Here is a 24,234-nt window from a genome sequence, read left to right on the forward strand (position 1 = left end):
GCGAACGATGCGGCGATGTGCCGCATGCGCGCGAGCGCCGCGGGTGACGGGCGTTACGCGTCCGGGTCGACGCTGCGCCCGATGATCTTGGTCGGAAACGGCTCGCCGCGGGCCCGCGACGGCAACGCGTGCGGATCGTCGCCCGCGTCGCGACGGCGCGGCGCGATCGCGTCGAGCAGCGCCTGCTGCTCGGGCGGAATCTGGTAATCCCAGCCGAACCGACTCAACTGCAGGCTCTGCGCGATCCGCAGCGCGGGCTCCATGAAACGGAGCGCCGCCGGCGGCGCGTAGCGCGCTTCGACGGTTTTCAGGAACAGCGACAGCCAGCGGCTGAAGTGGGCCGGCTCGATCCCGTCGAGCGGCTGGTGCGCCTGCTGCACGTTGCCGCGATAGCCCTTGGTGCCGAGCACGAGGCTCGACCAGAACGTCATCATCTTCGGCAGATGATCGTCCCAGCGGCCGGCCAGCTTCGCGTCGAACACGGGTCCGAGCAGCGGATCGGCGCGCACGCGGTCGTAGAACGCGTAGACGAGATCGCGGATGTTGTCTTCGGTCGGCTCGGCGTCGCGGGGGCGGGCCGGTGCGGATTCGGGCGAGGCGGGCAGGGCAGTCATGACGAAAATGGCCGGTGGATCGGGGCAGCGACGGCGCGGCGGCACGGGTGACGAGCAGGACGCCGGCCGGATTTTGACGCAAAATAGCGTCCAATAACCCCTGGAAAACGTGTAGATGTCACGCATCTTATTGCGCGCACGCGATCCCGGCAACCCGGGGCCGCGCAACGGCACCATCGATCGGCCCCTGCACGCATCGCGATCGGCTCGGTTCAGGTAATCGGGGCACGATCGATCTTTTCCGTATTCGCTCATGAGACTCACCGACTACACCGACTATTCGCTGCGCGTGATGCTGTACCTGGCCGTGCGCGGCGAGGGGCTCGCGACGATCCAGGAGATCTCGGACGCCTACGGCATCTCGAAGAACCATCTGATGAAAGTGGTGCAGCAGCTCGGCGAGCTGGGCTGGGTCGACACCGTTCGGGGCCGTAACGGCGGGTTGCGGCTGTTCGCCGATTCGCTGCAACTGACGGTCGGCCAGGTGGTGCGGGCGACCGAAAACGACTTCGCGCTGGTCGGTTGCTTTTCGCCCGACGACAGCGAATCGCGCGGCTGCGTGATCGAGCCGCAGTGCCGGCTGAAGGGTGTGCTCGCGGCCGCGCGCGATGCCTTCTTCGCGGAGCTCGATCGTCACACGATCGGCGAACTGGCCGAGCCTGCGTCGCCGCTCGTGGCGCTGCTCGGCATTCGCCCGGTCGCGCTCGTGCGTGCGGCGCCGGAGCCGGACGAGGTGTCGGCGGCCGCCGAGCCGTCGTCCAAGGCCCACTGACACGCGGGCGCCCCCCATCCCGTCACGCCGCCGGCCGTTATCAGGCGATCCGGCATTTTTTGCGCTGAATCAACCCGAATTTCGCTTGAAAGCCGCATAACCATCCTCATCTTGGTGTTAATCGAAAATTGGAGGTCTCGACTAAATGAGAATCGACAAGCTCACCACCAAGTTCCAGGAAGCACTCGCGGACGCGCAAAGCCTCGCGGCAGGCCGCGACAATCAATACATCGAACCCGTTCACGTCCTCGCGGCGCTGGTCGCGCAACAGGACGGCTCGGCCCGCTCGCTGATGTCGCGTGCGGGCGTGCACGTGCAGGCGCTGCAAGGCGCGCTGAACGAAGCCATCTCGCGCCTGCCGCAGGTGACGGGCACGGGCGGCGACATCCAGATCGGCCGTGAGTTGGCCGGGCTGCTGAACCAGGCCGACAAGGAAGCGCAGAAGCTCAACGACACGTTCATCGCGAGCGAGATGTTCCTGCTCGCGGTGTCGGACGACAAGGGCGATGCCGGCAAGCTCGCGCGTCAGCACGGCCTCACGCGCAAGGCGCTGGAAGCCGCGATCGCCGCGGTGCGCGGCGGCTCGCAGGTGCACAGCCAGGATGCGGAAAGCCAGCGCGAGGCGCTGAAGAAATACACGGTCGACCTGACCGAGCGCGCCCGCGCGGGCAAGCTCGATCCGGTGATCGGCCGCGACGACGAAATCCGCCGCTCGATCCAGATCCTGCAGCGCCGCACCAAGAACAACCCGGTGCTGATCGGCGAGCCGGGCGTCGGCAAGACGGCGATCGTCGAAGGGCTCGCGCAGCGGATCGTCAACGGCGAAGTGCCCGAGACGCTGAAGGGCAAGCGCGTGCTGTCGCTCGACATGGCCGCGCTGCTCGCCGGCGCGAAGTATCGCGGCGAGTTCGAGGAGCGCCTGAAGGCGGTGCTCAACGACATCGCGAAGGACGAAGGCCAGACGATCGTCTTCATCGACGAGATCCACACGATGGTCGGCGCGGGCAAGGCCGAAGGCGCGATGGACGCGGGCAACATGCTGAAGCCGGCGCTGTCGCGCGGCGAGCTGCACTGCATCGGCGCGACCACGCTCGACGAATACCGCAAGTACATCGAGAAGGACGCCGCGCTCGAGCGCCGCTTCCAGAAGGTGCTCGTCGACGAGCCGAGCGTCGAGGCGACGATCGCGATCCTGCGCGGGCTGCAGGAGAAGTACGAACTGCACCACGGCGTCGACATCACCGACCCGGCGATCGTCGCCGCGGCCGAGCTGTCGCACCGCTACATCACCGACCGCTTCCTGCCCGACAAGGCGATCGACCTGATCGACGAAGCCGCTTCGAAGATCAAGATGGAAATCGATTCGAAGCCCGAAGAGATGGACAAGCTCGACCGTCGTCTGATCCAGCTGAAGATCGAGCGCGAAGCCGTGAAGAAGGAGCAGGACGAAGCGTCGCAGAAGCGCCTGCAGCTGATCGAGGAAGAGATCGAACGCCTCGGCCGCGAATATGCGGACCTGGAAGAGATCTGGACCGCCGAGAAGGCCGCGGTGCAGGGCAGCGCGCAGCTCAAGGAAGAGATCGAGAAGGTGCGGGCGGACATCGCGCGCCTGCAGCGTGAAGGCAAGCTCGAGAAGGTCGCCGAGCTGCAGTACGGCAAGCTGCCGCAGCTCGAGTCGCAACTGAAGCAGGTCACGCAGGCCGAAGAGCAGGAGCAGCACAACCCGACGCGCCCGCGCCTGCTGCGCACGCAGGTCGGCGCCGAGGAAATCGCGGAAGTCGTGTCGCGTTCGACGGGGATTCCCGTGTCGCGGATGATGCAGGGCGAACGCGAGAAGCTGCTGCACATCGAGGAAAAGCTGCATGAGCGCGTGGTCGGCCAGGACGAGGCGATCAGCGCGGTGGCCGATGCGATCCGTCGGTCGCGCGCGGGTCTCGCCGATCCGAACCGTCCGTACGGCTCGTTCCTGTTCCTCGGCCCGACGGGGGTCGGCAAGACCGAGCTGTGCAAGGCGCTGGCGTCGTTCCTGTTCGATTCGGAAGAGCACCTGATCCGCATCGACATGAGCGAGTTCATGGAGAAGCACAGCGTCGCGCGCCTGATCGGCGCGCCGCCCGGCTATGTCGGCTACGAGGAAGGCGGCTACCTGACGGAAGCCGTGCGCCGCAAGCCGTACAGCGTGATCCTGCTCGACGAGATCGAGAAGGCGCATCCGGACGTGTTCAACGTGCTGCTGCAGGTGCTCGACGACGGCCGCATGACGGACGGGCAGGGGCGCACGGTCGACTTCAAGAACACGGTCATCGTGATGACGTCGAACCTCGGCTCGCAGGTGATCCAGGCCATGACCGGCTCGCCGCAGGACGAGATCAAGGACGCCGTGTGGCTCGAGGTGAAGCAGCATTTCCGCCCCGAGTTCCTGAACCGGATCGACGACGTCGTCGTGTTCCATGCGCTCGACCGCAGCAACATCGAGTCGATCGCGAAGATCCAGCTGGCGCGCCTGCACGACCGGCTTGCGAAGCTGGACATGGCGCTCGACGTGTCGCCCGCTGCGCTCGAACAGATCGCGAAGGTCGGCTACGATCCGGTGTTCGGTGCGCGGCCGCTGAAGCGCGCGATCCAGCAGGAGATCGAGAACCCGGTCGCGAAGCTGATCCTCGCGGGTCGCTTCGGTCCGAAGGACGTGATCCCGGTCGACGTCAACGACGGCCAGTTCGTGTTCGACCGCGTCGTGCACTGATCGCCTGCCATCGGCAGCGTCCCCGGTTCGCGCCGGGCGCGCAAAAACAAACACCCCGCCTCGGCGGGGTGTTTGCATATGGAGCGACCGAAACCGCTGCGCGGGATGTCGGCGCGCTGCGCGGCGGGCTTACGCCTGCTTGTTGCCGCCGAACATGCCGGCGAGTTGCGTGAGCGTGCCGAGCACGTTCGACGTGTCGACCTGGCCGCCGGCCGGCACTTCGCCGTTCGGCGTCGCGCCGTTGACGACGTGCGGCAGCACCTGCGCGAGGATCGACGACGCCTGCGACGGATCGATGCCGACCTTGCTCGCGAGCGAGCCGACGACGTCCGAGCCGAGCACGTTCTGCAGCGTATCGGCCGAGATCGGCTGGTTTTCGCCGGTGCCGACCCACGAACCGATGATCTCGCCGGCGCCGCCGGCCTTGAACTTCTCGATCAGCCCGTTCAGGCCGCCCGGCTGGTTGTTGATGAATTCGAGCGCGGTCGTGATCAGCGCGCTTTGGGAGTTGCCGCCGGCCTGGCCGCCGATCAGACCGCCAACGATGTCGAGGAGACCCATGGTTCTTCACCTTCACTGAAAAGGGCGCCGTGACGACGGCGCCCGTTGAACGAATGCCGCGCGCACGCCGTCGCGCGCGCGGCGCACATCAGGCGCCCGACGCCGCGGCGGCGGAGGCTGCCTTGTCCTTCTTGCTCTTCTTCTTCGAACCCTTCGTCGCCTTCGTGGACGACGCGGCCGCCGGTGCGCTCGCACCCGCGTCGGCGGATGCCGCCGCCGCCGCTGCCGCTTTTTCCTTCTTCGACGCACGCTTGGTCTTGGCCGGCTTGGCGGCCGCTTCCGGTGCGCTTGCCGTCGGCGCCGGCGCCGCGGTCGTCGTGCCGGCCGTCGCGGTCGTGGACGTCGACGCGGTGCCTGCCGACGTCGTGGTCGACGTGGTCGCGGACGTCGTCGCGGCCGGCTTCGACAGCTTCACGCCCTTCGGCGGCGTCGATGCGCCGCCGATCGTCAGGCCGTTTTCCTCGAGATGCCCGACCGACTTCGTGCCGAGGCCCTTCACGCGGTTCGCGAGATCGTCGGCGTCCTTGAACGGGCCGTTCTTGGTGCGTTCGTCGATGATCGCCTTCGACTTCACGGGCCCGAGCCCCTTCACGGATTCGAGCGCGGCCTGGTCAGCCGTGTTGACTTCGACGGCCGCGGCAAGGCCGGCGGCGAGCGACAGCGATAGCGCGACGAACAGCATCAGCAGCTTTTTCAGCATGGCAAAGGCTCCCTGGTTCTGACGGATGAATGGCTGTTGCAACGGATGACGACGCGCGAGGTGGCCGGGCGTCGCCGTTAAGCATAGGACAAATGCGTGCCCTTTTTAAGACAGGCTGACCGAATCTTGCTGAAGGCTTGCGGTGCTGTAAAGGCCGAAACCGGTGCCGGGGGCCGATTTTGACCATTCTTTACGGTGTCCGAGGGTGTGTCCCGGGAGAACGTCGCGCTGGCCGTCAGACAGGGCTTGACTTAGAGTGAACTCTAACTCCTAACCTCGTTCCTGCCATGTCGAAAACCGTATCCCAACCCTCCGCCGCCGGTCCGCTGACGATCGGGCAAGTCGCCGAACTGACGGGCGTGTCGACGCATACGTTGCGGTATTACGAGCAGGCTGGGCTGCTGCGCGCGATCTCGCGCACGGCGGCCGGGCACCGGCTCTATGCGCCGGCCGACCTTGACTGGCTGGCTTTCGTGATGCGCCTGAAGGCGACCGGCATGCCGATCGCGCAGATGCAGGCGTTCGCGGTGCTGCGCGAGCAGGGCGAGTCGACGTTCGGCGCGCGGCGCGACTTGCTGGTCGCGCATCGCGACGCGGTGCGCGCGCATATCGCGGAACTGCAGGCGAGCCTCGACGCGATCGGCGACAAGATCGCGTACTACGAGGCGCAGGAACGGGAAATGGAACGACGGGCGAATCCTTCTCACTCTTTACCGGAACAGGACGGACACGATGGAACGACTCGTTGAGGATCGCTACACGCGCGGCTGGAACAAGCTGAAGGAAATCGACGGCGAAGTGGGCGAGCGCGTGATCGCGGCGCTTGCGCCGATCGCACCGGACTTCGGACGGCTGCTGGTCGAATTCAGCTTCGGCGACATTTACAGCCGGCCGCAGCTCGACCTGAAGGCGCGCGAAATCGCGACGATCGCGGCGCTGGCCGCGCTCGGCAACGCACAGCCGCAACTGAAGGTGCATATCGAGGCCGCGCTGAACGTCGGCTGCACGCGCGACGAGATCGTCGAGGTGTTCATGCAGATGGCCGTGTATGCGGGGATGCCGGCTGCGCTCAACGCGCTGTTCGCCGCGCACGAGGTGTTCACGCGGCGCGACGCAGCGGCCGGCGTGGCAGACGACGCGAACGAAGCGGCCGGGCAGTCCGCATGACGGCGCGTGCGCCGGTGCGTCACGCGCGGTGCGGCGCGACGATCCGGTGCTTCGCGATGCGCCGGTACAGCGTCGCGCGCGAGATGCCGAGCGCCCGGGCGGCCGCGTCGGGCCGCCAGCGATGCGCGGTGAGCGCGGCGACGATGCGGCTGCGTTCATCGTCGGGCAGCGCGCCCGCCGGCGCGCCGCCGAGTTGCGCGGCGAGGTCGGCCGGCAGGTCGCGCCGCGTCACGCGCGCGGCGTCGCACACCGCGCACGCATAGCGCAGCACGTTGCGCAGTTGCCGCACGTTGCCCGGCCATGGGTAGGCGGCGAGCTGTTCGGCGAGCGTCGCGTCGAGCGTGAGCACGTGGCCGGTCGCCTGCGCTTCCTCGGCGAACACGGCGGCGATCACGTCGCGCACGTCCGCGCGTTCGCGCAGCGGCGGCAGGTCGAACGTCGCGCCGCTCAACCGGTAGTACAGATCCTCGCGGAACGTACCGTCGGCCACCATCCGCGCGAGATCGCGGTGCGTCGCGCAGATCACGTCGAGATCGACGCGCACGGGCGTATCGCTGCCGAGCGGCACGACCTCGCCGTCGGCCAGCACGCGCAACAGGCGCGTCTGCAGCGCGAGCGGCATGTCGCCGATTTCATCGAGAAACAGCGTGCCGCCGTCGGCGAGCGCGATCTTGCCGCGCGCGCCGTGCTTGCGTGCGCCGGTGAATGCGCCGGCTGCGTAACCGAACAGTTCGCTCTCGATCAGCGCTTCGGGCAGCGCGCCGCAGTTGACGGCGACGAACGGCCGCGCGCGCCGCGCGCCGGCGTCGTGGATCGCGCGCGCGAATACTTCCTTGCCGGCGCCGGTCTCGCCGAGCACGAGAATCGGCAGCCGCTTGCTCGCGACGCGCAGCGCGAGTTCGGCCTGTTGCGCGATGCGCGGGTCGCTGCTGTGCAGGAACGGCGTCAGCGCGCCGACGTGACGCGGCGCGGCGCTGCCCGGGCGGCGCGATGCCGCGCCGGGCTCGCGGCCGGCGCGCCGTAGCGGCGCACGCAGCCGCGCGTAGAGCGGCGCGCCGGTCGCGCGCAGCCGCAGCGCGACGATCGCATCGAGCCGCGCGGCGTCGCGCAGCGGCATCTCGGTCGCGTCGAAGATCTCGTCGATATGACGCGGCTCGCGCAGCGCCGGCAGCGCGTCGCGCGCGTGCCGGTTCGCGGCGACGATGTTGCCGCATTCGTCGAACGCGATCAGCCACTCCGGTTGCGCCTCGACGTAGTGACGATTCGGATGCCCGAACAATATCCAGTGCTGCGCGGTGCTGTGCACGAAGTAGCCGTCCTCGATCAACGCCGCGCTCTGCCGTACGAGCTGGTAGACGAGGCGCTGGCTGTCGCGGCCGTCGGGCGAATGCACGGCCGACGCGTCGAGCACGCCGATCAGTTCGCCGCCCGGCGAGAAGATCGGCGCCGCGCTGCACGTGAGCGTCGTGAACGCCGCGCGAAAGTGATCGGTCTTGTGCACGGTGATCGGCGCGAGATCGGTCAGCACGCTCGCGACGCCGCAGGTTCCTTCCTCGCTTTCCGACCAGCACGAGCCGATGTGCAGCCCCGCGTGACGGAAGTCGTTGCGGCGTTCGCGGTCGATCCGGTAGTCGATCGTCACGCCGTGCGCGTCGGTCAGCATCACGCAGTAGTCGGCGACGCGGATCATGTCGTGCAGCCGCGTCAGGCACTGGCCCGACGCGCGCAGGAAGGCTTCCTCCTTGTCGCGCACTTCGCGCAGTTCGGCCGCGGTCAGCACGCGCGGGCCGATCGACGAAGCGGGGTCGAGACGGTAGCGCTCCAGCGATCGTTGCCACGACGACACGAGGCGCGCGGAATCGGCCGGCGCGGGCAGGCGCCCGGCGAGCGCGCCGAGGACACGGTCGGCGTGCTGGGCCTGGGGGACGGCGTAGGGCATGGTCGGCTCCGGTTCCGTACGGCGGGGATGTCGCTGTTCTTGTAGCACATCCGTTCCGGCAGATCACATTGCATCGCAGCACGCGGCGCGCGTGAGACGGTCGTCTCACCGGTATCGCGCCATGTCTCGCGCAGTTGAGACGACCCCGTGCGTGGCGTGCGGCGCTGGTTCGGCCACGCATCGCCTGCGTGACGCCGCGCAAATGCAGGGGTTTGCGGGTGGAACGCCGGGCTTGCGCGGGGGCCGCGATGATCGCGTCGACGTATCGACGACGTGAGACGCACCGATGAATTCGCCGCGCGCGGCGTCGTCCCGGCCGCCCATCCGGAACAGGCACCCACCCGCCACGCCAGCGTGCACGCGGGTTTCACGGCTATCGCACGCACGATGGCACGCCGCTTGCAGAGATCACGGGCAAGCCGGCGCGATCGTGTCGGCGACGACGATCCGCCGCCCGTCGATGGCAGCGGACGAAACAGGTGGAGCCGACGCACGCGCCAATGCGCCGGCCCCGCCGACTGGATGGAGACAAACCCGTGACGACGCCCGTTACCGTCGGTGTGATCGCGAACCCCGCATCGGGGCGCGACATCCGCCGCCTCACGACGCATGCATCCGTGTTCCCGACCGCGGAGAAGGCGAACATGATCGTGCGCCTCCTGGCCGGCCTTGGCGCGATGGGCGTCGAGCGCGTGCTGACGCTGCGCGACCGCACGGGCATCGCGACGCTGCTGCTGCGCGCGATCGACACGCATCGCGCGGTCGCGCCGCACGAGCGCTGGCCCGAGGTCGAATTCGTCGACCTGCCGATCACCGATACCGTCGCCGACACGCAAGCCGGCGCGGCCTATCTGCACCGGATGGAAGTGTCGCTGATCGTCGTGCTCGGCGGCGACGGCACCCATCGCGCGGTGGCCGCGCATTGCGGCGCGACGCCGCTCGTCGCGCTGTCCACCGGCACCAACAACGCGTTTCCCGAACATCGCGAGGCGACCGTCGCCGGCGTCGCGGCCGGGCTTGCTGCAACCGGCGCCGTGCCGGCCGAGGTCGCGTTCGTGCGCAACAAGCGGCTCGTCGTGCGCTGCGTCGCGGGCGCGCAGCCGGGGCGCGAGGAGATCGCGCTCGTCGACGTGTGCGCCGCGCGGCAACGCTTCATCGGCGCACGCGCGATTTCCGGCTCCGACGACATCGATTCGCTCTACCTGACGTTCGCGGAACCGGACGGCATCGGCCTGTCCGCGCTCGGCGGCGCATGGGCGCCGCTTGAACGCAGCGCGCCGCACGGGCTCGCGATGCGCTTCGCGGAAGCCGGCAGGACGGCCGGCACGCCGCTCGTCGCGCCGATCGCGCCGGGGCGCGTCGACCGTGTCGTGATGCGCAGTTGCGAGCGGCTCGAACCGGGTTCGTGGCACGCGATTCCGTTCGAGCGCGGCACGCTCGCGTTCGACGGCGAGCGCGAGATCGAGGTCGCGCGCGGCGATCGCTACGAGATTGCGCTCGACTGGCGCGGACCGTTGACGGTCGACGTCGGCCGCACGCTGCGCTACGCGTCGTCGCGGCAACTGCTGCGCGACGCCGGTGCATGGCACGACTAACGCTTCGCGGTACGCAACGGCATTTCGCCATCCATCACGATCAACAAGGAGACATCGCCATGACAGCCCCTCTCGAAGGACAGGTCGCCATCGTCACCGGCGGCGCGCGCGGCATCGGCCGCGGCATCGCGCTGACGCTCGCCGGCGCCGGCGCCGACATCCTGCTGGCCGACCTGCTCGACGACGCGCTCGACGCCACCGCGCGCGAGGTGCGTGCGCTCGGCCGCCGCGCGGCGATCGCGAAGGTCGACGTCACGCAGGCCGCGCAGGTCGACGCGATGGTCGCGCAGGCGCTCGCCGACCTCGGCGGGCTCGACATCCTCGTGAACTGCGCGGGCGTGATCAGCATTCATCCGGTCGCCGAGCTGACTGAGCGCGACTGGGATTTCGTGATGAACGTGAACGCGAAGGGCACGTTCCTCGGCTGCCGGGCGGCGCTTGCCCACCTGAAGGCGCAGGGGCGCGGCCGGATCATCAACGTCGCGTCGATCGCGGGCAAGGAAGGCTTTCCGAATCTCGCGCATTACAGCGCATCGAAATTCGCGGTCGTCGGCTTCACCAACGCGCTGGCGAAGGAGCTCGCGCGCGACGGCGTGACCGTCAACGCGATCTGCCCCGGCATCGTCCGTACCTACATGTGGGACCGGCTGTCCGACGAATGGAAGACCGACGGCGAATCGGTCGAGCAGTCGTGGCAGCGGCACCAGTTGACGCTGATTCCGCAGGGCCGCGCGCAGACGCCGGAGGACATGGGCCGGCTCGCGCTGTTCTTCGCGACGATGGACAACGTGACGGGCCAGGCCGTGAACGTCGACGGCGGCTTCACGTTCCACTGACGGCCGCAGGCCGTGCAATCCGCCGCCACGGCATGGCCGGGGCGGCATTCGCAGTCAGACCCACCCAGGAGACACACATGACCGCTTCGACACAGCTCAGCAGGGACACGCTGCTGGACGCCTATCGGCTGATGCGCACGATCCGCGAATTCGAGGAGCGCCTGCACGTCGAATTCGCGACCGGCGAGATACCCGGCTTCGTTCACCTGTATGCGGGCGAGGAGGCGTCCGCCGTCGGCACGATGCTGCATCTCGGCCTCGACGACTACGTGGCCACCACGCACCGCGGCCACGGCCATTGCATCGCGAAGGGCGTCGACGTGCACGGGATGATGGCGGAGATCTACGGCAAGAAGACGGGCGTCTGCCACGGCAAGGGCGGCTCGATGCACATCGCCGACCTGTCGATGGGGATGCTCGGTGCGAACGGCATCGTCGGCGCGGGCGGCCCGCTCGTGTGCGGCGCGGCGCTCGCGGCCAAGCACAAGAAGACGGGCGGCGTCGGCGTGTGCTTCTTCGGCGACGGCGCGTCGAACCAGGGCGTGATCTTCGAATCGATGAACCTCGCGTCGGTGTGGCGGCTGCCCGCGATCTTCGTCGCCGAAAACAACGGCTATGCGGAAGCGACGTCGTCGAGCTGGTCGGTCGCGACCGACAACATCGCCGATCGCGCGAACGGGTTCGGGATGCCGGGCGTGATCGTCGACGGCTTCGACTTCTTCGCGGTGCACGAGGCGCTCGGCGAGGCCGTCGAGCGTGCGCGCAACGGCGGCGGCCCGACGCTCGTCGAGGTGAAGTTCACGCGCTATTTCGGCCACTTCGAGGGCGATGCGCAAACCTACCGGGCGCCGGGCGAAGTGCAGAAGCTGCGCGACGAGAAGGATTGCCTGAAACATTTCGAAACGCGCGTCGTGCGCGCCGAAGCGCTGACGACCGACGACCTGCGCGCGGTCGACGCACAGGTGAAGGCGCTGATCGACGACGCGGTCGCGCAGGCGAAGGCGGCGCCGCTGCCGGATGCCGCCGACCTGCTGGCCGACGTCTACGTGTCGTATCCGTGAGCGCGGCCTGACCCAGCAGCCGGCACGGCGAACCGAACATTCCAGGAGACAGACATGGCAAGGAAGATCACTTATTCGCAGGCGATCAACGAGGCGCTCGCGCAGGAAATGGCGCGCGACGACAGCGTGATCGTGATGGGCGAGGACAACGCGGGCGGCGCGGGCGCGCCGGGCGAGGACGACGCATGGGGCGGCGTGCTCGGCGTGACGAAGGGGCTGTTCCACAAGTTTCCGGGCCGCGTGCTCGATACGCCGCTGTCGGAGGGCGGCTACATCGGCGCGGCGGTCGGCGCCGCCGCGTGCGGGATGCGGCCCGTCGCGGAACTGATGTTCATCGATTTCATGGGTGTGTGCTTCGACCAGATCTTCAACCAGGCCGCGAAATTCCGCTACATGTTCGGCGGCAAGGCCGTGACGCCGGTCGTGATCCGCGCGATGTACGGCGCCGGCTTGCGCGCGGCCGCGCAGCACTCGCAGATGCTCACGTCGTTGTTCACGCACATCCCGGGGCTGAAGGTCGTGTGCCCGTCGACGCCGTACGACGCGAAGGGGCTCCTGATCCAGGCGATCCGCGACAACGATCCCGTGATCTTCCTCGAACACAAGCTGCTCTACACGCGCGAGGGCGACGTCCCGGAGGAATCCTATGCGATTCCGTTCGGCGAGGCGAACGTGATGCGCGACGGCGACGACGCGACGATCGTCACGTACGGCCGGATGGTGCATCTCGCGATGGACGCGGCCGCCAAGCTCGCGAAGGACGGCATCCAGTGCGAGGTGATCGACCTGCGCACGACGTCGCCGCTCGATGAGGAAACGATCCTCGACAGCGCCGAGCGTACCGGGCGCGTGGTGGTCGTCGACGAAGCGAATCCGCGCTGCTCGATCGCGACCGACATCGCCGCGCTCGTCGCGCAGCGCGCGTTCCGGTCGCTGAAGGCGCCGATCGAGCTCGTCACCGCGCCGCATACGCCCGCGCCGTTCGCCGGCGTGCTGGAAGACCTGTATATCCCGTCCGCCGATGCAATTGCGCAGGCGGTCCTGAAGACGAGGAGCTGACACGATGTCGATTCACATGATCACGATGCCCAAGTGGGGGCTGTCGATGGAGCAGGGGCAGGTCAACGGCTGGCTGAAGGCGGTCGGCGAGCGCGTGACGAAGGGCGACGAGGTGCTCGACGTCGAGACCGACAAGATCTCGTCGGGCGTCGAATGCGCGTTCGACGGCACGCTGCGCCGGCAGGTCGCGCAGGAGGGCGAGACGCTGCCGGTCGGCGCGCTGCTCGGTGTGGTCGCGGCGGCCGATGCAAGCGATGTCGACATCGACGCGGCGATCGCCGACTTCCAGCGCGATTTCGTGCCGAGCGCGGCGTCCGACGAGGCGGCCGGCCCGCAGCCCGAGAAGGCGCAGATCGGCGGACGCACAATCCGCTTCCTGAAGCTGGGCGACGGTTCGGGCACGCCGGCCGTGCTGATCCACGGCTTCGGCGGCGACCTGAACAACTGGCTGTTCAATCACGCGGAGCTCGCCGCGCACCGGCCGGTGTGGGCGCTCGATCTGCCGGGCCACGGCGAATCGGGCAAGGCGGTCGAGAACGGCAGCCTCGACGAACTGGCCGACGCGGTGCTCGCGCTGCTCGATGCGCAGCACATCGAGCGCGCGCACCTGATCAGCCATTCGATGGGCGGCGCGGTCGCGATGACGGTGGCCGAGCGCGCGCCGCAATGCGTCGCGTCGCTCACGCTGATCGCGAGCGCGGGGCTCGGCACCGACATCAATCGCGCGTACATCGACGGCTTCGTCGCCGGCAACAGCCGCAACACGCTGAAGCCGCACCTCGGCGCGCTGTTCGCGGACCACGCGCTGGTCACGCGGCAGCTCGTCGAGGATCTCGTCAAGTACAAGCGGCTCGAAGGCGTGCAGGCCGCACTGGAGAAGATCGCGGATGCCGCGTTCGACGGCGCCGCACAGCGGCGCGTGTTCCGCGACCGGCTCGCGACGCTTGCGCCGCGCACGCTGGTGATCTGGGGTGAGCGCGACGAGGTGATTCCCGCGCAACATGCGCAGGGTTTGCCGGACGGCGTGCGTGCCGAGGTGATCGCCGGCAGCGGGCACATGGTGCAGATGGAGGCGGCCGCCGACGTGAACCGCCTGATCGTCGCGTTCCTCGGAGACTGACGATGGCCGCCGCGCTCGAACGACCCAGCCTCACGGCGCTCGGCCAGCCCGGCGCCAGAAGTCGCGACAAGCTCGCGCGCATTCCGGTGCGCGTCGAGCCGGCGGCCGGCACGGCGCTGCCGAAGCCGCCGTGGCTGCGCGCGCGGCCGATGATGAGCGCGGCGGTGGCCGACATGGCCGCCGTGCTGCGCGAGCATCGGCTGCATTCCGTCTGCGAGGAGGCAATGTGTCCGAACATCGGCGAATGCTTCGCGCAGCGCACCGCGACTTTCATGATCATGGGCGGGCTGTGTACGCGGCGTTGCCCGTTCTGCGATGTCGCGCACGGCCGTCCCGAACCGCTCGATCCCGACGAGCCGGCGCGGCTGGCCGACGCGGCCGCGGCGCTCGGGTTGCGCTACGTCGTGATCACGTCGGTCGACCGCGACGATCTGCGCGACGGCGGCGCCGCGCATTTCGCCGCGTGCATCGCGGCGGTGCGCGCGAGCGTGCCGGGCATCGGGGTCGAGGTGCTGACGCCGGACTTTCGCGGCCGCGCGGTCCGCGCGCTCGACGCGCTGTCGTCGGCGTGGCCCGACGTGTTCAACCACAACATCGAGACGGTGCCGTCGCTGTACCGGGCGGCGCGGCCGGGCGCCGACTATCGCGGCTCGCTCGAGCTGCTCGCGCAGGCGAAGGCCGCGCGGCCGACGCTCGTGACGAAATCGGGGTTGATGCTCGGGCTGGGCGAGCGCGACGACGAGGTGCGCGACACGCTGCGCGACCTGCGCGCGCACGAGGTCGACGTGCTGACACTCGGCCAGTATCTCGCGCCGTCCGCGCATCATTTGCCGGTGCGGCGCTACGTGAGCCCGGAGGCGTTCGCCGCGTGGCACGACGAGGCGCTTGCGCTCGGTTTCAGGGAAGTCGTCGCCGGCCCGCTCGTGCGCTCGTCATATCACGCGGCTGACGTGCTGGAGGACGCGTAGCGCATCACGCAGCCGCGGTGGCGTGCGCGCGACCGATGCGGCGCAGGTACAGCACGAGCCCCGCGCCCGCCAGCATCAGGCTGACCGTGTTCGCGAACCAGAAGCCGCGCGCGCCGGTCAGCCATGCGGGTGCGATGCCGCCGACGTCGAAGCCGAGCACGTAGCCGCCGCTGAGTCCGACGCCCCACAGCGCGACCGCATAGATCACGGTCGGCACGACCGCCACCTTGTACGCGCGCAGCACGAACGCCGACGTGACCTGCAGCGCATCGAACACGTGATAGCACGCGACGATCGCGACGAGCGGCATCGCGGCCGCGGCGACGGCGGGGTTCGGCGTGTAGCCGCCGATGATGAGCGGGCGCAGCGCGAACACGAGCAGGCCGTAGGCGGCCGCCACGCCGCACGCGAAGATCACGCTGTGTCGGCCGAGCAGCCGGGCTTCCTCGGCGCGTCCGGCGCCGAGCGCGCGCGCGACCAGCGTCGACGCCGCCACGCCGATCGACAGCGGCGTCATGTACAGCACGGCGCCGATGTTGCCGGCGATCTGGTGGCCGGCGAGCGTCGTCGTGCCGAACTGCGCGATGAACAGCGCCATGCACGTGTACGACGTGACCTCGATCAGGTACGACAGGCCCATCGGCACGCCGAGCTTCAGGATCGCCTTCTGGCGTTCCCAGACGGGCCAGCAGAAGCGCGAGAAGATCGCGAGCGGCGCGAACACGTCGAGCTTCGCGAGCAGCGTGTAGCCGATCAGCGCGAGCGCCCAGTTGATCAGCGTGCTGGCCAGCCCGCAGCCGGGGCCACCGAGCGCCGGTACGCCGAAGCCGCCGAAGATGAACCACACGTTCAGCGGGAACTTGAGCAGCAGCGCGCCGATCTGCAGGATCATCGCGAGCCGCGGCTTGCCGGCCGCGTTGGTCAGCGCGTTGTAGATGCGGAATACGAGGCTGGCGGGCAGCCCGTACGACAGGATGCGCAGGTAGTCGACGGTGCGGTCGTGCAGCGCGGCGGGCGCATGCGCGACGCGCAGCAGCGGCTCGGGAAAATGCAGCAGCAGGAAGCCGGGAATCGCGAGCAGCAGCGCGAGCCACAGCGCCTGGCGCACTTCCTCGCCGATCTCCGCATAACGCCGCGCGCCGTACAGTTGCCCGGTGATCGGCTGCAGCGCGGACAGGATGCCCGTCAGGCCGATGTAGATCGATACGTAGATCGACGAGCCGAGCCCGAGCGCGGCGAGATCGACGGCCGAGTAGCGGCCGACCATCGCGGTGTCGATCACGCCGAACGCGATGATCGCGAGCTGGCCGACCAGCACCGGCCACGCGAGACCGACGATCCGGCGGATGTCGCCGAGCATCGTCAATCGGCCGTCGGGCGGCGCGGCGGACGCCGCTTGACGGGCGCTTTCGGCCGTTCGATGCGCTCGTACAGGCGGAAGCGCTCGTCGCGGTCGGCGACGCGCCGGCCTTCCCAGACGAGACGCCACACGTATTGCGACATCGCGCTCGGCTCGCCGAAGTCGGCGCGGTCCTGGCGCAGGATCACGTCGCAGTCGCCGGAGAAATCGAAGTGCATGTCGCCGAAGTACGCGAAGGTCGCGATCTGCGCGTCGCCGAGCCGCACGGGCGAGATGCACTCGTAGTCGGACGGCAGGTGCACGGCGATCTGTTGCGCGACATCGCGATAGGTCCGGCCGTAGTTGACGATCGGCAGCCACAGCGTCATCAGCAGCACCCACATCAACGTGGTGCCCGCGCTCGACAGCACGACGCTGCGCCACAGCACCTTCGGCTGGCGCGACACACGCCAGCGCACGAGGAAGCACCAGCACACGGTGACGATCACCGCGCAGATGAACGACAGGATCTTGAAATGCGGCTCGTAGCCGGGCACGAGGCGCGCGAGGTTGCGCGCGAGCGGATGCGGGAAGCCGGTGAGCGACGCGAGCCACACGAGCCACACGAAGGTGCCGAGGATCGTGAAGCTCAGCACCGCGAACCAATCGATCGCGTTGATCGCGCCGCGCTTGAGGGTCGGCAGCGCGAACGTCGCGAGCACCGCGAGCGGCGGCAGCAGCAGCATGTACATGCGGTTCGACTGCTGGCTTTGCAGGATCACGAGCGCGACGAGCGGCACGGCGACCGACAGCGGAATCGCGATGTGCGCGCGACGGCGCATGCCGGCCCAGCTCCACCACGCCCAGATCGCGAGCGGCCACGCGGGCCACGTGAACAGCGGCAGGTTTTTCGCCGCATAGCCGAGCACGGCCGTCGGCGGGCCCGAAAAGCGCATCAGGCTGCCGTGGATCCACTGGTTGAAGAACCACGCGGCGTCGTCGGGCGCCGCGACGATGGCGGCGAGCGGCCACAGCGCGAAGATCGCGGCCGCGAGCGGCACGCCGAGCAGCGGCAGGTGCAGGTTGCGCATCTCGGGCGTGACGAGCCACAGCGCGGCCGTGCCCGCGAGCAGCGCGACGACCAGCACCGGGTTGCCGGACAGCGCGACGAGGCCGATCGCGAGGCCCCACCACAGGGCGCCCTGCAGCGGCTTGTCGATGCCGCGCACGATCCCGTACACGAGCATCGCGATCCACGCGAACTGCGCGAGCTGCGGCGTCGTTTCGTGCCCGCGTTCCGCGAGGCCGAAGCAGGCGACGAGCACCAGCAGCGCACCGTCCGCGAGCGTGCGGCCGTAGTCGCGCGGCTCGGGCTCGCCGCCGAACGCGTACTTGAACGGTTGGACCTCGGCGCGCCGGCCGAGCAGGTAGGCCGCATACCAGACGAACGCGCATGCGACGCAGAACAGCACGCCGGTCGCGACGCGCGACGCGTTGCTCGCGTCGACCCACGGGCCGAGGCCGCGGATCGACAGCGCGCCGAGCCAGTAGCCGAGCGGCCCGTCGGTCGTGATGAACTTGCCGACCAGGTTCGGCAGCAGCCAGTCGTGCCAGCCGCCCTTGGCCATCGTCCACATCACGCCGAAGCCTGCCGCGTCCTCGTTTTTCCACGGGTCGCGGCCGAACAGGCCGAACGCCGCGTAGACGAGGCAGAGCGTGAGCAGCAGCCAGCGCGGCAGCGCACGCGTGGCGGAGGCGGTGAGACGGACGACAGGCTTCATGCAGATGAGCGATTTGTTATGGGCGGGCGGCCAGCGCGGTTGCGCGCGGTCGAGCCGGTTTCGAGCATCCGGCATTGTAGTCGCGCCCGCTGTTGTGCGTCAGGTCGTTGCCCGGGCGCCGGGCGGCGCGTCGTCGGGCGAGCAGAGACAAAAAAGGGCAGCCTGGGCTGCCCTTTTGTGCGATACCGGTACGTTGCAACCACCGGATACGGTACGAAGCTTACTTCGCCTTGCCGTTGGCGCGTACGCCGAACTTGTTCTTGAACTTCTCGACACGGCCTGCCGTGTCCATGATCTTTTGCTGACCCGTGTAGAACGAGTGCGATTCCGACGACACTTCGATCTTGGCGAGCGGGTAGGTCTTGCCGTCGAGTTCGATGTTTTCGCGCGTCTGGATCGTCGAGCGCGTGATGAACTTGAAGCCGTTCGACATGTCTTGGAAGACGACTTCGCGGTAGTCCGGGTGAATGCCAGGTTTCATGATTTTCCTTGGTGATAGCGGTAGCCAACCCGCCGCTTGCCGTGTCGAGCCGCCCCGATGGAGCGATTCGGCTGACGTCAAGCCCGGCGCGAGCCACTTGCCTAAGGTCGAAAAACGGCGATTATGCCAGAAAATCAGACGGTTGACGAATAATTTTCACGGTGCGTCGAGCGCGCCGGTGCCGGCCGGATCCTGTCGGTAGTAGCGCGCGAGGAGCCGGTACAGCTCCGGAAATTCGGACTCGAACGCTTTCGGTCGCACGAACAGCGCCTCGCTGCATACCGCGAAGAATTCCGACGGGTGATCGGCCGCATAGGGATCGATCAGCGAATCCCGCTCGAAGCGCGCCCATGCGCGATCCGGCACCGCGTCGACGCGCGCGCAGAACTGGTCGTACGCATGTTCGAACACGTCGGCCCACGCCTGCGCGTCGAGGTGCGGCGCATGCCAGCGGCGAAACAGGGGCGGATAGCCGTCGGCCGCGCCGTTGACCATGTCGATCTTGTGCGCGAACTCGTGGATCACGACGTTGTACGCGTCCCGGCCGTCCGTCATCTGCGCGTCTTCCCACGACAGGATCACCGGGCCGCCTTCCCAGGCCTCGCCGCTCGCATCCTGCTCGACTTCGTGGACGACGCCGTCCTCGTCCTGCACGGTCTTGCGGATCACGAATTCGCCCGGGTACACGACGACGCCGACCCAGCCGTCGTACAGCGACAGGTCCAGATTCAGCACCGGCAGGCAGGCCTGCGCGGCGATCGCGACGATCATCGCGTCGGTCAGTTCGAGCCCGTGCGCGGTCGAAAACGATTTTTTCGCGACGAACAGGCTCGTCAGCTCGCGCAGCCGCCCGAGCGCGTCGGGCGGCAGGGCGGCGAGGAACGGCAGGCGTTCGACCGTTTCCTGCCACAGCGGATCGGGAATCGGATGGCTGCGCAGCGCGCGGTCGCGGCGGCGGTCGTCGAACCAGCGGGTCAGTTTCGAAAGCATGGAGGCTGCGGACGAAAATCCAAAGCCTGTCTTTTAACTCAATCGATCTGTTTTTGCCATGCCGCGAAGAGGCCGCCGACGAGCGCCACGCCCGCGAGGAAGTAAAAGCCGTCGAGCGACGCGAGGAACGACGCCTGTTGCGCGACCATTCGCGCGATCGACGCGATCGCGAGGCCATGCGCGTCGTTCAGCGCGTGGCCGGCTGCCGCGTAGCTGCGCGTCAGCGCGTCGACGGTCTGCTGGAACAGCGGGTCGAACAGGTTCGCGCGCTCGACGAGCCGCGTCTGGTGCACGGCGACGCGATGCTGCTCGACGATGATCACCGACGACGTCGCGAACGAGATCGTCAGTTGCCGCACGATGTTCTTCAGCCGGTAGCCGTGCGTGTATTCGTCGATCGCGAAGATCCGGAACGTGAGGTTCGCGACCGGCAGCACGATGAACAGCAGCAGCAATCCGCGCAGCAGCAGCGGGACGATCAGCGCGGCTTCGCCGACCTGCGGCGTCATCCGCGTCATCCACAGCGCGGCCGTGACGGCGATCGCGAACCCGGGCACGACGAACCACTTCTTGTGCGTGACGAATTTCGCGTAGCGCAGGTACGCGAACAGCGCGGTGGCGGAGATCAGCGACATCGTGCCGACCAGGCGCCCGGCATTCTCGACCGGATAGCCGAGCCCGCCCTCGAGAAATCGCGACGTCAGGTAACTGAAGCCCGTCGTCTCGTAGTAATAGAACATGTAGAGCAGCAGCCCGACCTGAAAAGTGCGCTCGCGGAACGCATGCAGCCGCACGAGCGGCGTCGGATGGTTCCACTGGTGATACGCGAACCACGCGAGCGCGCCGAGCCCGGCAAGCGTCAGCATGATCAGCATCGGCGAGCCGCTGTAGAGCTGGTAATGCACCTGCTGCAGCACGATCTGCAGCGCCCCTTGCGCGAGCGCGAACACGACGTACGGCCAGAAGTGTCCGGAGCCGCGCTCGTCGTCCGGCGTGCGGCCCGAATCGGGCAGCGTGAGCAACGCGAGGATGGCGAACGCGATGCCGGCCGGCGCCGTGCACGCGAACAGGGCGCGCCACGTCGAATGCGCGACCAGCAGCCCGCCGACGATCGGCGCGAGCGCGCTGCCGAGCAGGATCATGATCAGGAACGCGCGTGTCGCGGGCGGCCGCTCCTGCGGCTTGAAGCTGATCTGGATCAGGATCCGGCACGCGCCCATCATCGGGCCGATGAAATAGCCCTGGAAGCCGCGCGCGAACGCGAGCTCCAGCGACGTGTCGGCCAGCGCCGCCGCGATCGCGCCGAGCGAGAACATCAGCATGCAGCCCGCGACGTAGCGGCGATGGCCGAGCCGGTCGACCCACCATTGCTGCTGCAGGATGCCGAGCACGGCCGTGACCGCGTAGGCGCTCGACGACCACACGAGTTCGTCGGGCGACGCGTTGATGCCGCCCGCGATGTAGCTCGCGAAGAACGAGAAGACGGCGTTGTCGAAGTAGTCGATGCCGGTGACGAGCGCGAGCGCCCATGGAAACAGGTCCGCGCGCAGGTTCGCGCGGCTCCATAGCGGCGGCCGGCCCGGCACGGCGTTCATTCGCGGTCCTTGCGGGCGCGCCGCGCGCCGATTTCGGCCCGCCGCTGCGCGATCAGTTCATCGGCGTTTTCACCGGCGAGGCGCCGCTCGACGTAGTCGATGTCGTGCTGCAACTCCTTGCGCAGCGCGACGGCTTCCTTCAGTTCGCGCTGGACGGCCGCGATCCGCCGGTCGAGCGTGTCGATCTGCTCGGCGAGGCCGGCGCGGATGTCGCGCAGCGACGCATCCGAATAGCGGCGCCGGCCGTCGCCCGTTTCTTCCAGCGGACGCTTCAGCATTTCGGTGATGCCGTGCAGCGAGAAGCCCAGCGCGCGCAGCCGCAGGATGCGCGCGAAACGCTCGAGGTCGGCTTCGTCGTAGAGACGGTAGCGGCCTTCGCTGCGCGACGGCGTGACGAGGCCGCGCTCTTCGTAATATTTGAGCGTGCGCGGCGTGACGCCGAGCCGCGACGCGGCGTCGCTGACGGTCAATAGCGGGGTGGAGGCGTCGGTCGGCATCGGGTATCGGGGATTCGGCGGGGCAATGACGCGATTATAGATCAACCTGTACGTTCACGTTCAGGTTGGGGCCGAAAAAACGGCCGCCGGGCAGGATGCGCGGGCGGCCGTGTCGCGGGGCGGGGGCGATCAGCCGCCGCGGCGCATCAGGTCGAAGAACTCGGAGTTACTCTTCGTCTGGCGGATCTTGTCCAGCAGGAATTCCATTGCCTCGACTTCGTCCATGTCGTGGATGAACTTGCGCAGCACCCAGATCTTCTGAAGGATCTCGGGCTTGATCAGCATTTCCTCGCGACGCGTGCCCGACTTGTTCAGGTTGATCGACGGATACACGCGCTTTTCCGCGAGACGGCGCTCGAGGTGCACTTCCATGTTGCCGGTGCCCTTGAACTCTTCGTAGATCACGTCGTCCATGCGGCTGCCGGTTTCGATCAGCGCGGTGCCGATGATCGTCAGCGAACCGCCTTCCTCGATGTTGCGCGCCGCGCCGAAGAAGCGCTTCGGACGCTGCAGCGCGTTCGCGTCGACACCGCCCGTCAGCACCTTGCCCGATGCCGGGATCACGGTGTTGTACGCACGCGCGAGACGCGTGATCGAGTCGAGCAGAATCACGACGTCGTGCTTCATTTCGACGAGGCGCTTGGCCTTCTCGATCACCATTTCGGCGACCTGCACGTGGCGCGTGGCCGGTTCGTCGAACGTCGACGCGATCACTTCGCCGGCGACCGAGCGCTGCATTTCGGTCACTTCTTCCGGGCGCTCGTCGATCAGCAGCACGAACAGGATCACGTCCGGGTGGTTCTGCTTGATCGCATGCGCGATGTGCTGGAGCATCACGGTCTTGCCGGACTTCGGCGACGCGACGAGCAGGCCGCGCTGGCCCTTGCCGATCGGCGCGATCATGTCGATGATGCGGCCCGTGACGTTTTCCTCGCCGCGCATTTCGCGTTCGAGCGACAGCGGCTTGTTCGGGTGCAGCGGCGTGAGGTTCTCGAACATGATCTTGTGTTTCGAGGCCTCGGGCGGCTGCCCGTTGACTTTGTCGACCTTCACCAGCGCGAAGTAGCGCTCGCCGTCCTTCGGCGTGCGGACTTCACCTTCGATGGTGTCGCCGGTGTGCAGGTTGAAGCGGCGGATCTGCGACGGGCTGATGTAGATGTCGTCGGTGCTCGCGAGGTACGACATTTCCGGCGAGCGCAGGAAGCCGAAGCCGTCCGGCAGCACTTCGAGCGTACCGTCGCCGAAGATCGTCTCTCCCGTCTTGGCGCGCTTTTTGAGAATGGCAAACATCAACTCCTGCTTGCGCAGGCGGTTCGCGTTTTCGATCTCCAGGCCGTTGGCCATTTCGATCAGTTCGGACACGTGCAGAGACTTGAGCTCGGATAAATGCATACGGAGAACCCGCCAGGGAGGAGAAGCGACGAAAGAAAATAAGGGAGGAGGGCGAGCGGAGGCGCTCAGAGACTTAAATGCGTCTTGTCGACGTTTTTTAATTCTAGCATAGGCCGATTCGCGCTTGAGCGAGCGATCGGCGGCTTGACGACGGACGTGTTGCCGACTGACAACACGTCCGTGGAACTGCCGGTATTACAGGTGGCTGTCCAGGAAGGCGGTGAGCTGCGACTTCGACAGCGCGCCGACCTTCTGCGCGGCGGCCGCGCCGTTCTTGAACAGAATCAGCGTCGGGATGCCGCGCACGCCGAACTTCGCGGGCGTGGCCTGGTTGTCGTCGACGTTGATCTTCGCGATCTGCAGCTTGTCGCCGTAGTCCTTCGCGACTTCGTCGAGGATCGGGGCGATCATCTTGCACGGGCCGCACCATTCGGCCCAGAAATCGACGAGTACGGGCTTGTCGGACTTGACGACGTCCTGTTCGAACGATGCGTCGCTGATGTGTTTGATCTGTTCGCTCATTGGGTCAATACCTCTTACGGTTCGGGGACTGCCTGCTTGCGCGTTGCGGCGTACCGGCCGCCGTAGGCTGCCGGCCGCTGCGGCAGGTCACTCCGCCTTCCGAAAGGGAGGGGGCGTAAGCGCTGCATGCCGCGGCTCGCGGGTCGTTCGGGCGTCATATTAGCCTAAATTGCTATCTGCTGCGGGCGGCGATAGTAGCCGCTACGCGAGTAGGGGTACGACGCGACGTTCGACCGTCGTGCCACGCAGGTGGAGGCCGGTCCGCAAATTACAAGGGGGTGGGCCGCATGCGGTGCGCGCGAACGGGCGATGCGCGGGTTTGCCCGGCGATATTCGCTTTGATGCGAACAAACGGTCGCATTCGTCCGGAAGCGGTGATAGAATATGCCGTGACGGGCCTCCTCGCATGGTGGGGCGGTGAACCTGGTCAGGTCGGGAACGAAGCAGCCACAATCGTTTTCCGCCAGTGCCGAGGGTTGGGCTCGTCACCTTCCTTCTCGCC

22 protein-coding genes and 1 other RNA gene are annotated in these 24,234 nt (G+C 67.9%); 11 read left to right on the plus strand and 12 right to left on the minus strand.

The features are described 5' to 3' along the window. Nucleotides 1–53: 53 nt before the first annotated feature. Nucleotides 54–614 (minus strand): group III truncated hemoglobin, encoded by a 561-nt coding sequence (locus H0X90_RS08025; RefSeq protein WP_077190650.1) that lies wholly within the window; start codon nucleotides 612–614, stop codon nucleotides 54–56. A 253-nt stretch (nucleotides 615–867) separates the two neighbouring features. On the opposite strand from H0X90_RS08025, the gene H0X90_RS08030 reads away from it, so the two are divergent. Together H0X90_RS08030 and clpB are read left to right on the plus strand one after the other, a co-directional pair. Continuing rightward, entirely contained in the window at nucleotides 868–1,386 is a 519-nt protein-coding gene (locus H0X90_RS08030) for an Rrf2 family transcriptional regulator (RefSeq protein ID WP_006484059.1), read from the plus strand. 145 nt (nucleotides 1,387–1,531) lie between these two features. Beyond that, complete coding sequence (clpB, locus tag H0X90_RS08035) at nucleotides 1,532–4,129, plus strand: ATP-dependent chaperone ClpB (protein ID WP_006496391.1); 2,598 nt, start codon at nucleotides 1,532–1,534, stop codon at nucleotides 4,127–4,129. A 129-nt stretch (nucleotides 4,130–4,258) separates the two neighbouring features. On the opposite strand, the gene H0X90_RS08040 is transcribed toward clpB, so the two are convergent. Both H0X90_RS08040 and H0X90_RS08045 read right to left on the minus strand, forming a co-directional pair. Continuing rightward, entirely contained in the window at nucleotides 4,259–4,690 is a 432-nt protein-coding gene (locus H0X90_RS08040) for a YidB family protein (RefSeq protein WP_006484058.1), read from the minus strand. A gap of 88 nt (nucleotides 4,691–4,778) precedes the next feature. After that, entirely contained in the window at nucleotides 4,779–5,390 is a 612-nt protein-coding gene (locus H0X90_RS08045) for a helix-hairpin-helix domain-containing protein (protein ID WP_006496393.1), read from the minus strand. A gap of 287 nt (nucleotides 5,391–5,677) precedes the next feature. Between H0X90_RS08045 and H0X90_RS08050 the strand changes: the two genes are divergently transcribed. Together H0X90_RS08050 and H0X90_RS08055 are read left to right on the plus strand one after the other, a co-directional pair. Next, nucleotides 5,678–6,139 (plus strand): MerR family transcriptional regulator, encoded by a 462-nt coding sequence (locus H0X90_RS08050; RefSeq protein WP_006484054.1) that lies wholly within the window; start codon nucleotides 5,678–5,680, stop codon nucleotides 6,137–6,139. Beyond that, nucleotides 6,123–6,557, plus strand: a complete 435-nt coding sequence (locus H0X90_RS08055; protein WP_034201641.1) for a carboxymuconolactone decarboxylase family protein — start codon at nucleotides 6,123–6,125, stop codon at nucleotides 6,555–6,557. The genes H0X90_RS08050 and H0X90_RS08055 overlap by 17 nt, the downstream gene beginning before the upstream one ends. 19 nt (nucleotides 6,558–6,576) lie before the next feature. On the opposite strand, the gene H0X90_RS08060 is transcribed toward H0X90_RS08055, so the two are convergent. Then, nucleotides 6,577–8,496, minus strand: coding sequence for a sigma-54-dependent Fis family transcriptional regulator (locus tag H0X90_RS08060; protein ID WP_048985924.1), 1,920 nt, complete (start codon nucleotides 8,494–8,496; stop codon nucleotides 6,577–6,579). A 536-nt stretch (nucleotides 8,497–9,032) separates the two neighbouring features. On the opposite strand from H0X90_RS08060, the gene H0X90_RS08065 reads away from it, so the two are divergent. The 6 genes from H0X90_RS08065 to lipA all read left to right on the plus strand — a co-directional run bounded on the left by H0X90_RS08065 (nucleotide 9,033) and on the right by lipA (nucleotide 15,135). Continuing rightward, nucleotides 9,033–10,091, plus strand: coding sequence for an ATP-NAD kinase family protein (locus H0X90_RS08065; protein ID WP_077190649.1), 1,059 nt, complete (start codon nucleotides 9,033–9,035; stop codon nucleotides 10,089–10,091). Nucleotides 10,092–10,150: 59 nt separating this feature from the next. Further along, nucleotides 10,151–10,927 (plus strand): SDR family NAD(P)-dependent oxidoreductase, encoded by a 777-nt coding sequence (locus tag H0X90_RS08070; protein WP_006496398.1) that lies wholly within the window; start codon nucleotides 10,151–10,153, stop codon nucleotides 10,925–10,927. Between the two features lie 77 nt (nucleotides 10,928–11,004). Then, on the plus strand, nucleotides 11,005–11,988 hold the full coding sequence (locus H0X90_RS08075) for a thiamine pyrophosphate-dependent dehydrogenase E1 component subunit alpha (RefSeq protein ID WP_006485077.1): 984 nt from the start codon (nucleotides 11,005–11,007) through the stop codon (nucleotides 11,986–11,988). 54 nt (nucleotides 11,989–12,042) lie between these two features. Further along, nucleotides 12,043–13,047, plus strand: coding sequence for an alpha-ketoacid dehydrogenase subunit beta (locus tag H0X90_RS08080; protein ID WP_006485069.1), 1,005 nt, complete (start codon nucleotides 12,043–12,045; stop codon nucleotides 13,045–13,047). Nucleotides 13,048–13,051: 4 nt separating this feature from the next. Continuing rightward, entirely contained in the window at nucleotides 13,052–14,167 is a 1,116-nt protein-coding gene (locus tag H0X90_RS08085; RefSeq protein ID WP_077190648.1) for an acetoin dehydrogenase dihydrolipoyllysine-residue acetyltransferase subunit, read from the plus strand. A 2-nt stretch (nucleotides 14,168–14,169) separates the two neighbouring features. Continuing rightward, nucleotides 14,170–15,135: a lipoyl synthase gene (lipA, locus tag H0X90_RS08090; protein ID WP_060211294.1), complete on the plus strand. Its 966-nt coding sequence runs from the start codon at nucleotides 14,170–14,172 to the stop codon at nucleotides 15,133–15,135. A 4-nt stretch (nucleotides 15,136–15,139) separates the two neighbouring features. On the opposite strand, the gene H0X90_RS08095 is transcribed toward lipA, so the two are convergent. The 8 genes from H0X90_RS08095 to trxA all read right to left on the minus strand — a co-directional run bounded on the left by H0X90_RS08095 (nucleotide 15,140) and on the right by trxA (nucleotide 23,732). Next, nucleotides 15,140–16,495 (minus strand): MATE family efflux transporter, encoded by a 1,356-nt coding sequence (locus H0X90_RS08095; protein ID WP_059720647.1) that lies wholly within the window; start codon nucleotides 16,493–16,495, stop codon nucleotides 15,140–15,142. A gap of 2 nt (nucleotides 16,496–16,497) precedes the next feature. After that, the gene (locus H0X90_RS08100; protein WP_034178645.1) at nucleotides 16,498–18,255 is read right to left on the minus strand and encodes a glycosyltransferase family 39 protein; all 1,758 of its coding nucleotides are present in this window, start codon (nucleotides 18,253–18,255) and stop codon (nucleotides 16,498–16,500) included. A gap of 220 nt (nucleotides 18,256–18,475) precedes the next feature. Beyond that, nucleotides 18,476–18,736 (minus strand): type B 50S ribosomal protein L31, encoded by a 261-nt coding sequence (locus H0X90_RS08105; protein WP_006485080.1) that lies wholly within the window; start codon nucleotides 18,734–18,736, stop codon nucleotides 18,476–18,478. Nucleotides 18,737–18,892: 156 nt separating this feature from the next. After that, nucleotides 18,893–19,726, minus strand: a complete 834-nt coding sequence (locus H0X90_RS08110) for a zinc-dependent peptidase (RefSeq protein WP_006496402.1) — start codon at nucleotides 19,724–19,726, stop codon at nucleotides 18,893–18,895. Between the two features lie 38 nt (nucleotides 19,727–19,764). Continuing rightward, nucleotides 19,765–21,321 (minus strand): MFS transporter, encoded by a 1,557-nt coding sequence (locus tag H0X90_RS08115; protein ID WP_077190647.1) that lies wholly within the window; start codon nucleotides 21,319–21,321, stop codon nucleotides 19,765–19,767. Then, a complete protein-coding gene (locus tag H0X90_RS08120) occupies nucleotides 21,318–21,818 on the minus strand; it encodes a MerR family transcriptional regulator (protein ID WP_006485074.1) in 501 nt (166 codons plus the stop codon). The genes H0X90_RS08115 and H0X90_RS08120 overlap by 4 nt, the downstream gene beginning before the upstream one ends. Nucleotides 21,819–21,947: 129 nt before the next feature. After that, nucleotides 21,948–23,210, minus strand: a complete 1,263-nt coding sequence (gene rho, locus H0X90_RS08125) for a transcription termination factor Rho (RefSeq protein WP_006478662.1) — start codon at nucleotides 23,208–23,210, stop codon at nucleotides 21,948–21,950. A 195-nt stretch (nucleotides 23,211–23,405) separates the two neighbouring features. Continuing rightward, complete coding sequence (gene trxA / locus H0X90_RS08130; RefSeq protein ID WP_006402348.1) at nucleotides 23,406–23,732, minus strand: thioredoxin TrxA; 327 nt, start codon at nucleotides 23,730–23,732, stop codon at nucleotides 23,406–23,408. A gap of 391 nt (nucleotides 23,733–24,123) precedes the next feature. On the opposite strand from trxA, the gene ffs reads away from it, so the two are divergent. After that, nucleotides 24,124–24,222, plus strand: an RNA gene (gene ffs, locus H0X90_RS08135) — signal recognition particle sRNA small type. The last annotated feature ends 12 nt before the right edge of the window (nucleotides 24,223–24,234 follow it).

This window comes from Burkholderia sp. 9775_39 (assembly GCF_015712225.1).
In the GTDB taxonomy this organism is placed as follows: Bacteria; Pseudomonadota; Gammaproteobacteria; order Burkholderiales; family Burkholderiaceae; genus Burkholderia; species Burkholderia cenocepacia.

What these genes read in the sequence shown, in the direction of transcription:
- H0X90_RS08025 (WP_077190650.1), bottom strand. Translation starts at nt 614, where the DNA reads ATGACTGCCCTGCCCGCCTCGCCCGAATCCGCACCGGCCCGCCCCCGC.
- H0X90_RS08030 (WP_006484059.1), top strand. Translation starts at nt 868, where the DNA reads ATGAGACTCACCGACTACACCGACTATTCGCTGCGCGTGATGCTGTAC.
- clpB (WP_006496391.1), top strand. Translation starts at nt 1,532, where the DNA reads ATGAGAATCGACAAGCTCACCACCAAGTTCCAGGAAGCACTCGCGGAC.
- H0X90_RS08040 (WP_006484058.1), bottom strand. Translation starts at nt 4,690, where the DNA reads ATGGGTCTCCTCGACATCGTTGGCGGTCTGATCGGCGGCCAGGCCGGC.
- H0X90_RS08045 (WP_006496393.1), bottom strand. Translation starts at nt 5,390, where the DNA reads ATGCTGAAAAAGCTGCTGATGCTGTTCGTCGCGCTATCGCTGTCGCTC.
- H0X90_RS08050 (WP_006484054.1), top strand. Translation starts at nt 5,678, where the DNA reads ATGTCGAAAACCGTATCCCAACCCTCCGCCGCCGGTCCGCTGACGATC.
- H0X90_RS08055 (WP_034201641.1), top strand. Translation starts at nt 6,123, where the DNA reads ATGGAACGACTCGTTGAGGATCGCTACACGCGCGGCTGGAACAAGCTG.
- H0X90_RS08060 (WP_048985924.1), bottom strand. Translation starts at nt 8,496, where the DNA reads ATGCCCTACGCCGTCCCCCAGGCCCAGCACGCCGACCGTGTCCTCGGC.
- H0X90_RS08070 (WP_006496398.1), top strand. Translation starts at nt 10,151, where the DNA reads ATGACAGCCCCTCTCGAAGGACAGGTCGCCATCGTCACCGGCGGCGCG.
- H0X90_RS08075 (WP_006485077.1), top strand. Translation starts at nt 11,005, where the DNA reads ATGACCGCTTCGACACAGCTCAGCAGGGACACGCTGCTGGACGCCTAT.
- H0X90_RS08080 (WP_006485069.1), top strand. Translation starts at nt 12,043, where the DNA reads ATGGCAAGGAAGATCACTTATTCGCAGGCGATCAACGAGGCGCTCGCG.
- H0X90_RS08085 (WP_077190648.1), top strand. Translation starts at nt 13,052, where the DNA reads ATGTCGATTCACATGATCACGATGCCCAAGTGGGGGCTGTCGATGGAG.
- lipA (WP_060211294.1), top strand. Translation starts at nt 14,170, where the DNA reads ATGGCCGCCGCGCTCGAACGACCCAGCCTCACGGCGCTCGGCCAGCCC.
- H0X90_RS08095 (WP_059720647.1), bottom strand. Translation starts at nt 16,495, where the DNA reads ATGCTCGGCGACATCCGCCGGATCGTCGGTCTCGCGTGGCCGGTGCTG.
- H0X90_RS08100 (WP_034178645.1), bottom strand. Translation starts at nt 18,255, where the DNA reads ATGAAGCCTGTCGTCCGTCTCACCGCCTCCGCCACGCGTGCGCTGCCG.
- H0X90_RS08105 (WP_006485080.1), bottom strand. Translation starts at nt 18,736, where the DNA reads ATGAAACCTGGCATTCACCCGGACTACCGCGAAGTCGTCTTCCAAGAC.
- H0X90_RS08110 (WP_006496402.1), bottom strand. Translation starts at nt 19,726, where the DNA reads ATGCTTTCGAAACTGACCCGCTGGTTCGACGACCGCCGCCGCGACCGC.
- H0X90_RS08115 (WP_077190647.1), bottom strand. Translation starts at nt 21,321, where the DNA reads ATGAACGCCGTGCCGGGCCGGCCGCCGCTATGGAGCCGCGCGAACCTG.
- H0X90_RS08120 (WP_006485074.1), bottom strand. Translation starts at nt 21,818, where the DNA reads ATGCCGACCGACGCCTCCACCCCGCTATTGACCGTCAGCGACGCCGCG.
- rho (WP_006478662.1), bottom strand. Translation starts at nt 23,210, where the DNA reads ATGCATTTATCCGAGCTCAAGTCTCTGCACGTGTCCGAACTGATCGAA.
- trxA (WP_006402348.1), bottom strand. Translation starts at nt 23,732, where the DNA reads ATGAGCGAACAGATCAAACACATCAGCGACGCATCGTTCGAACAGGAC.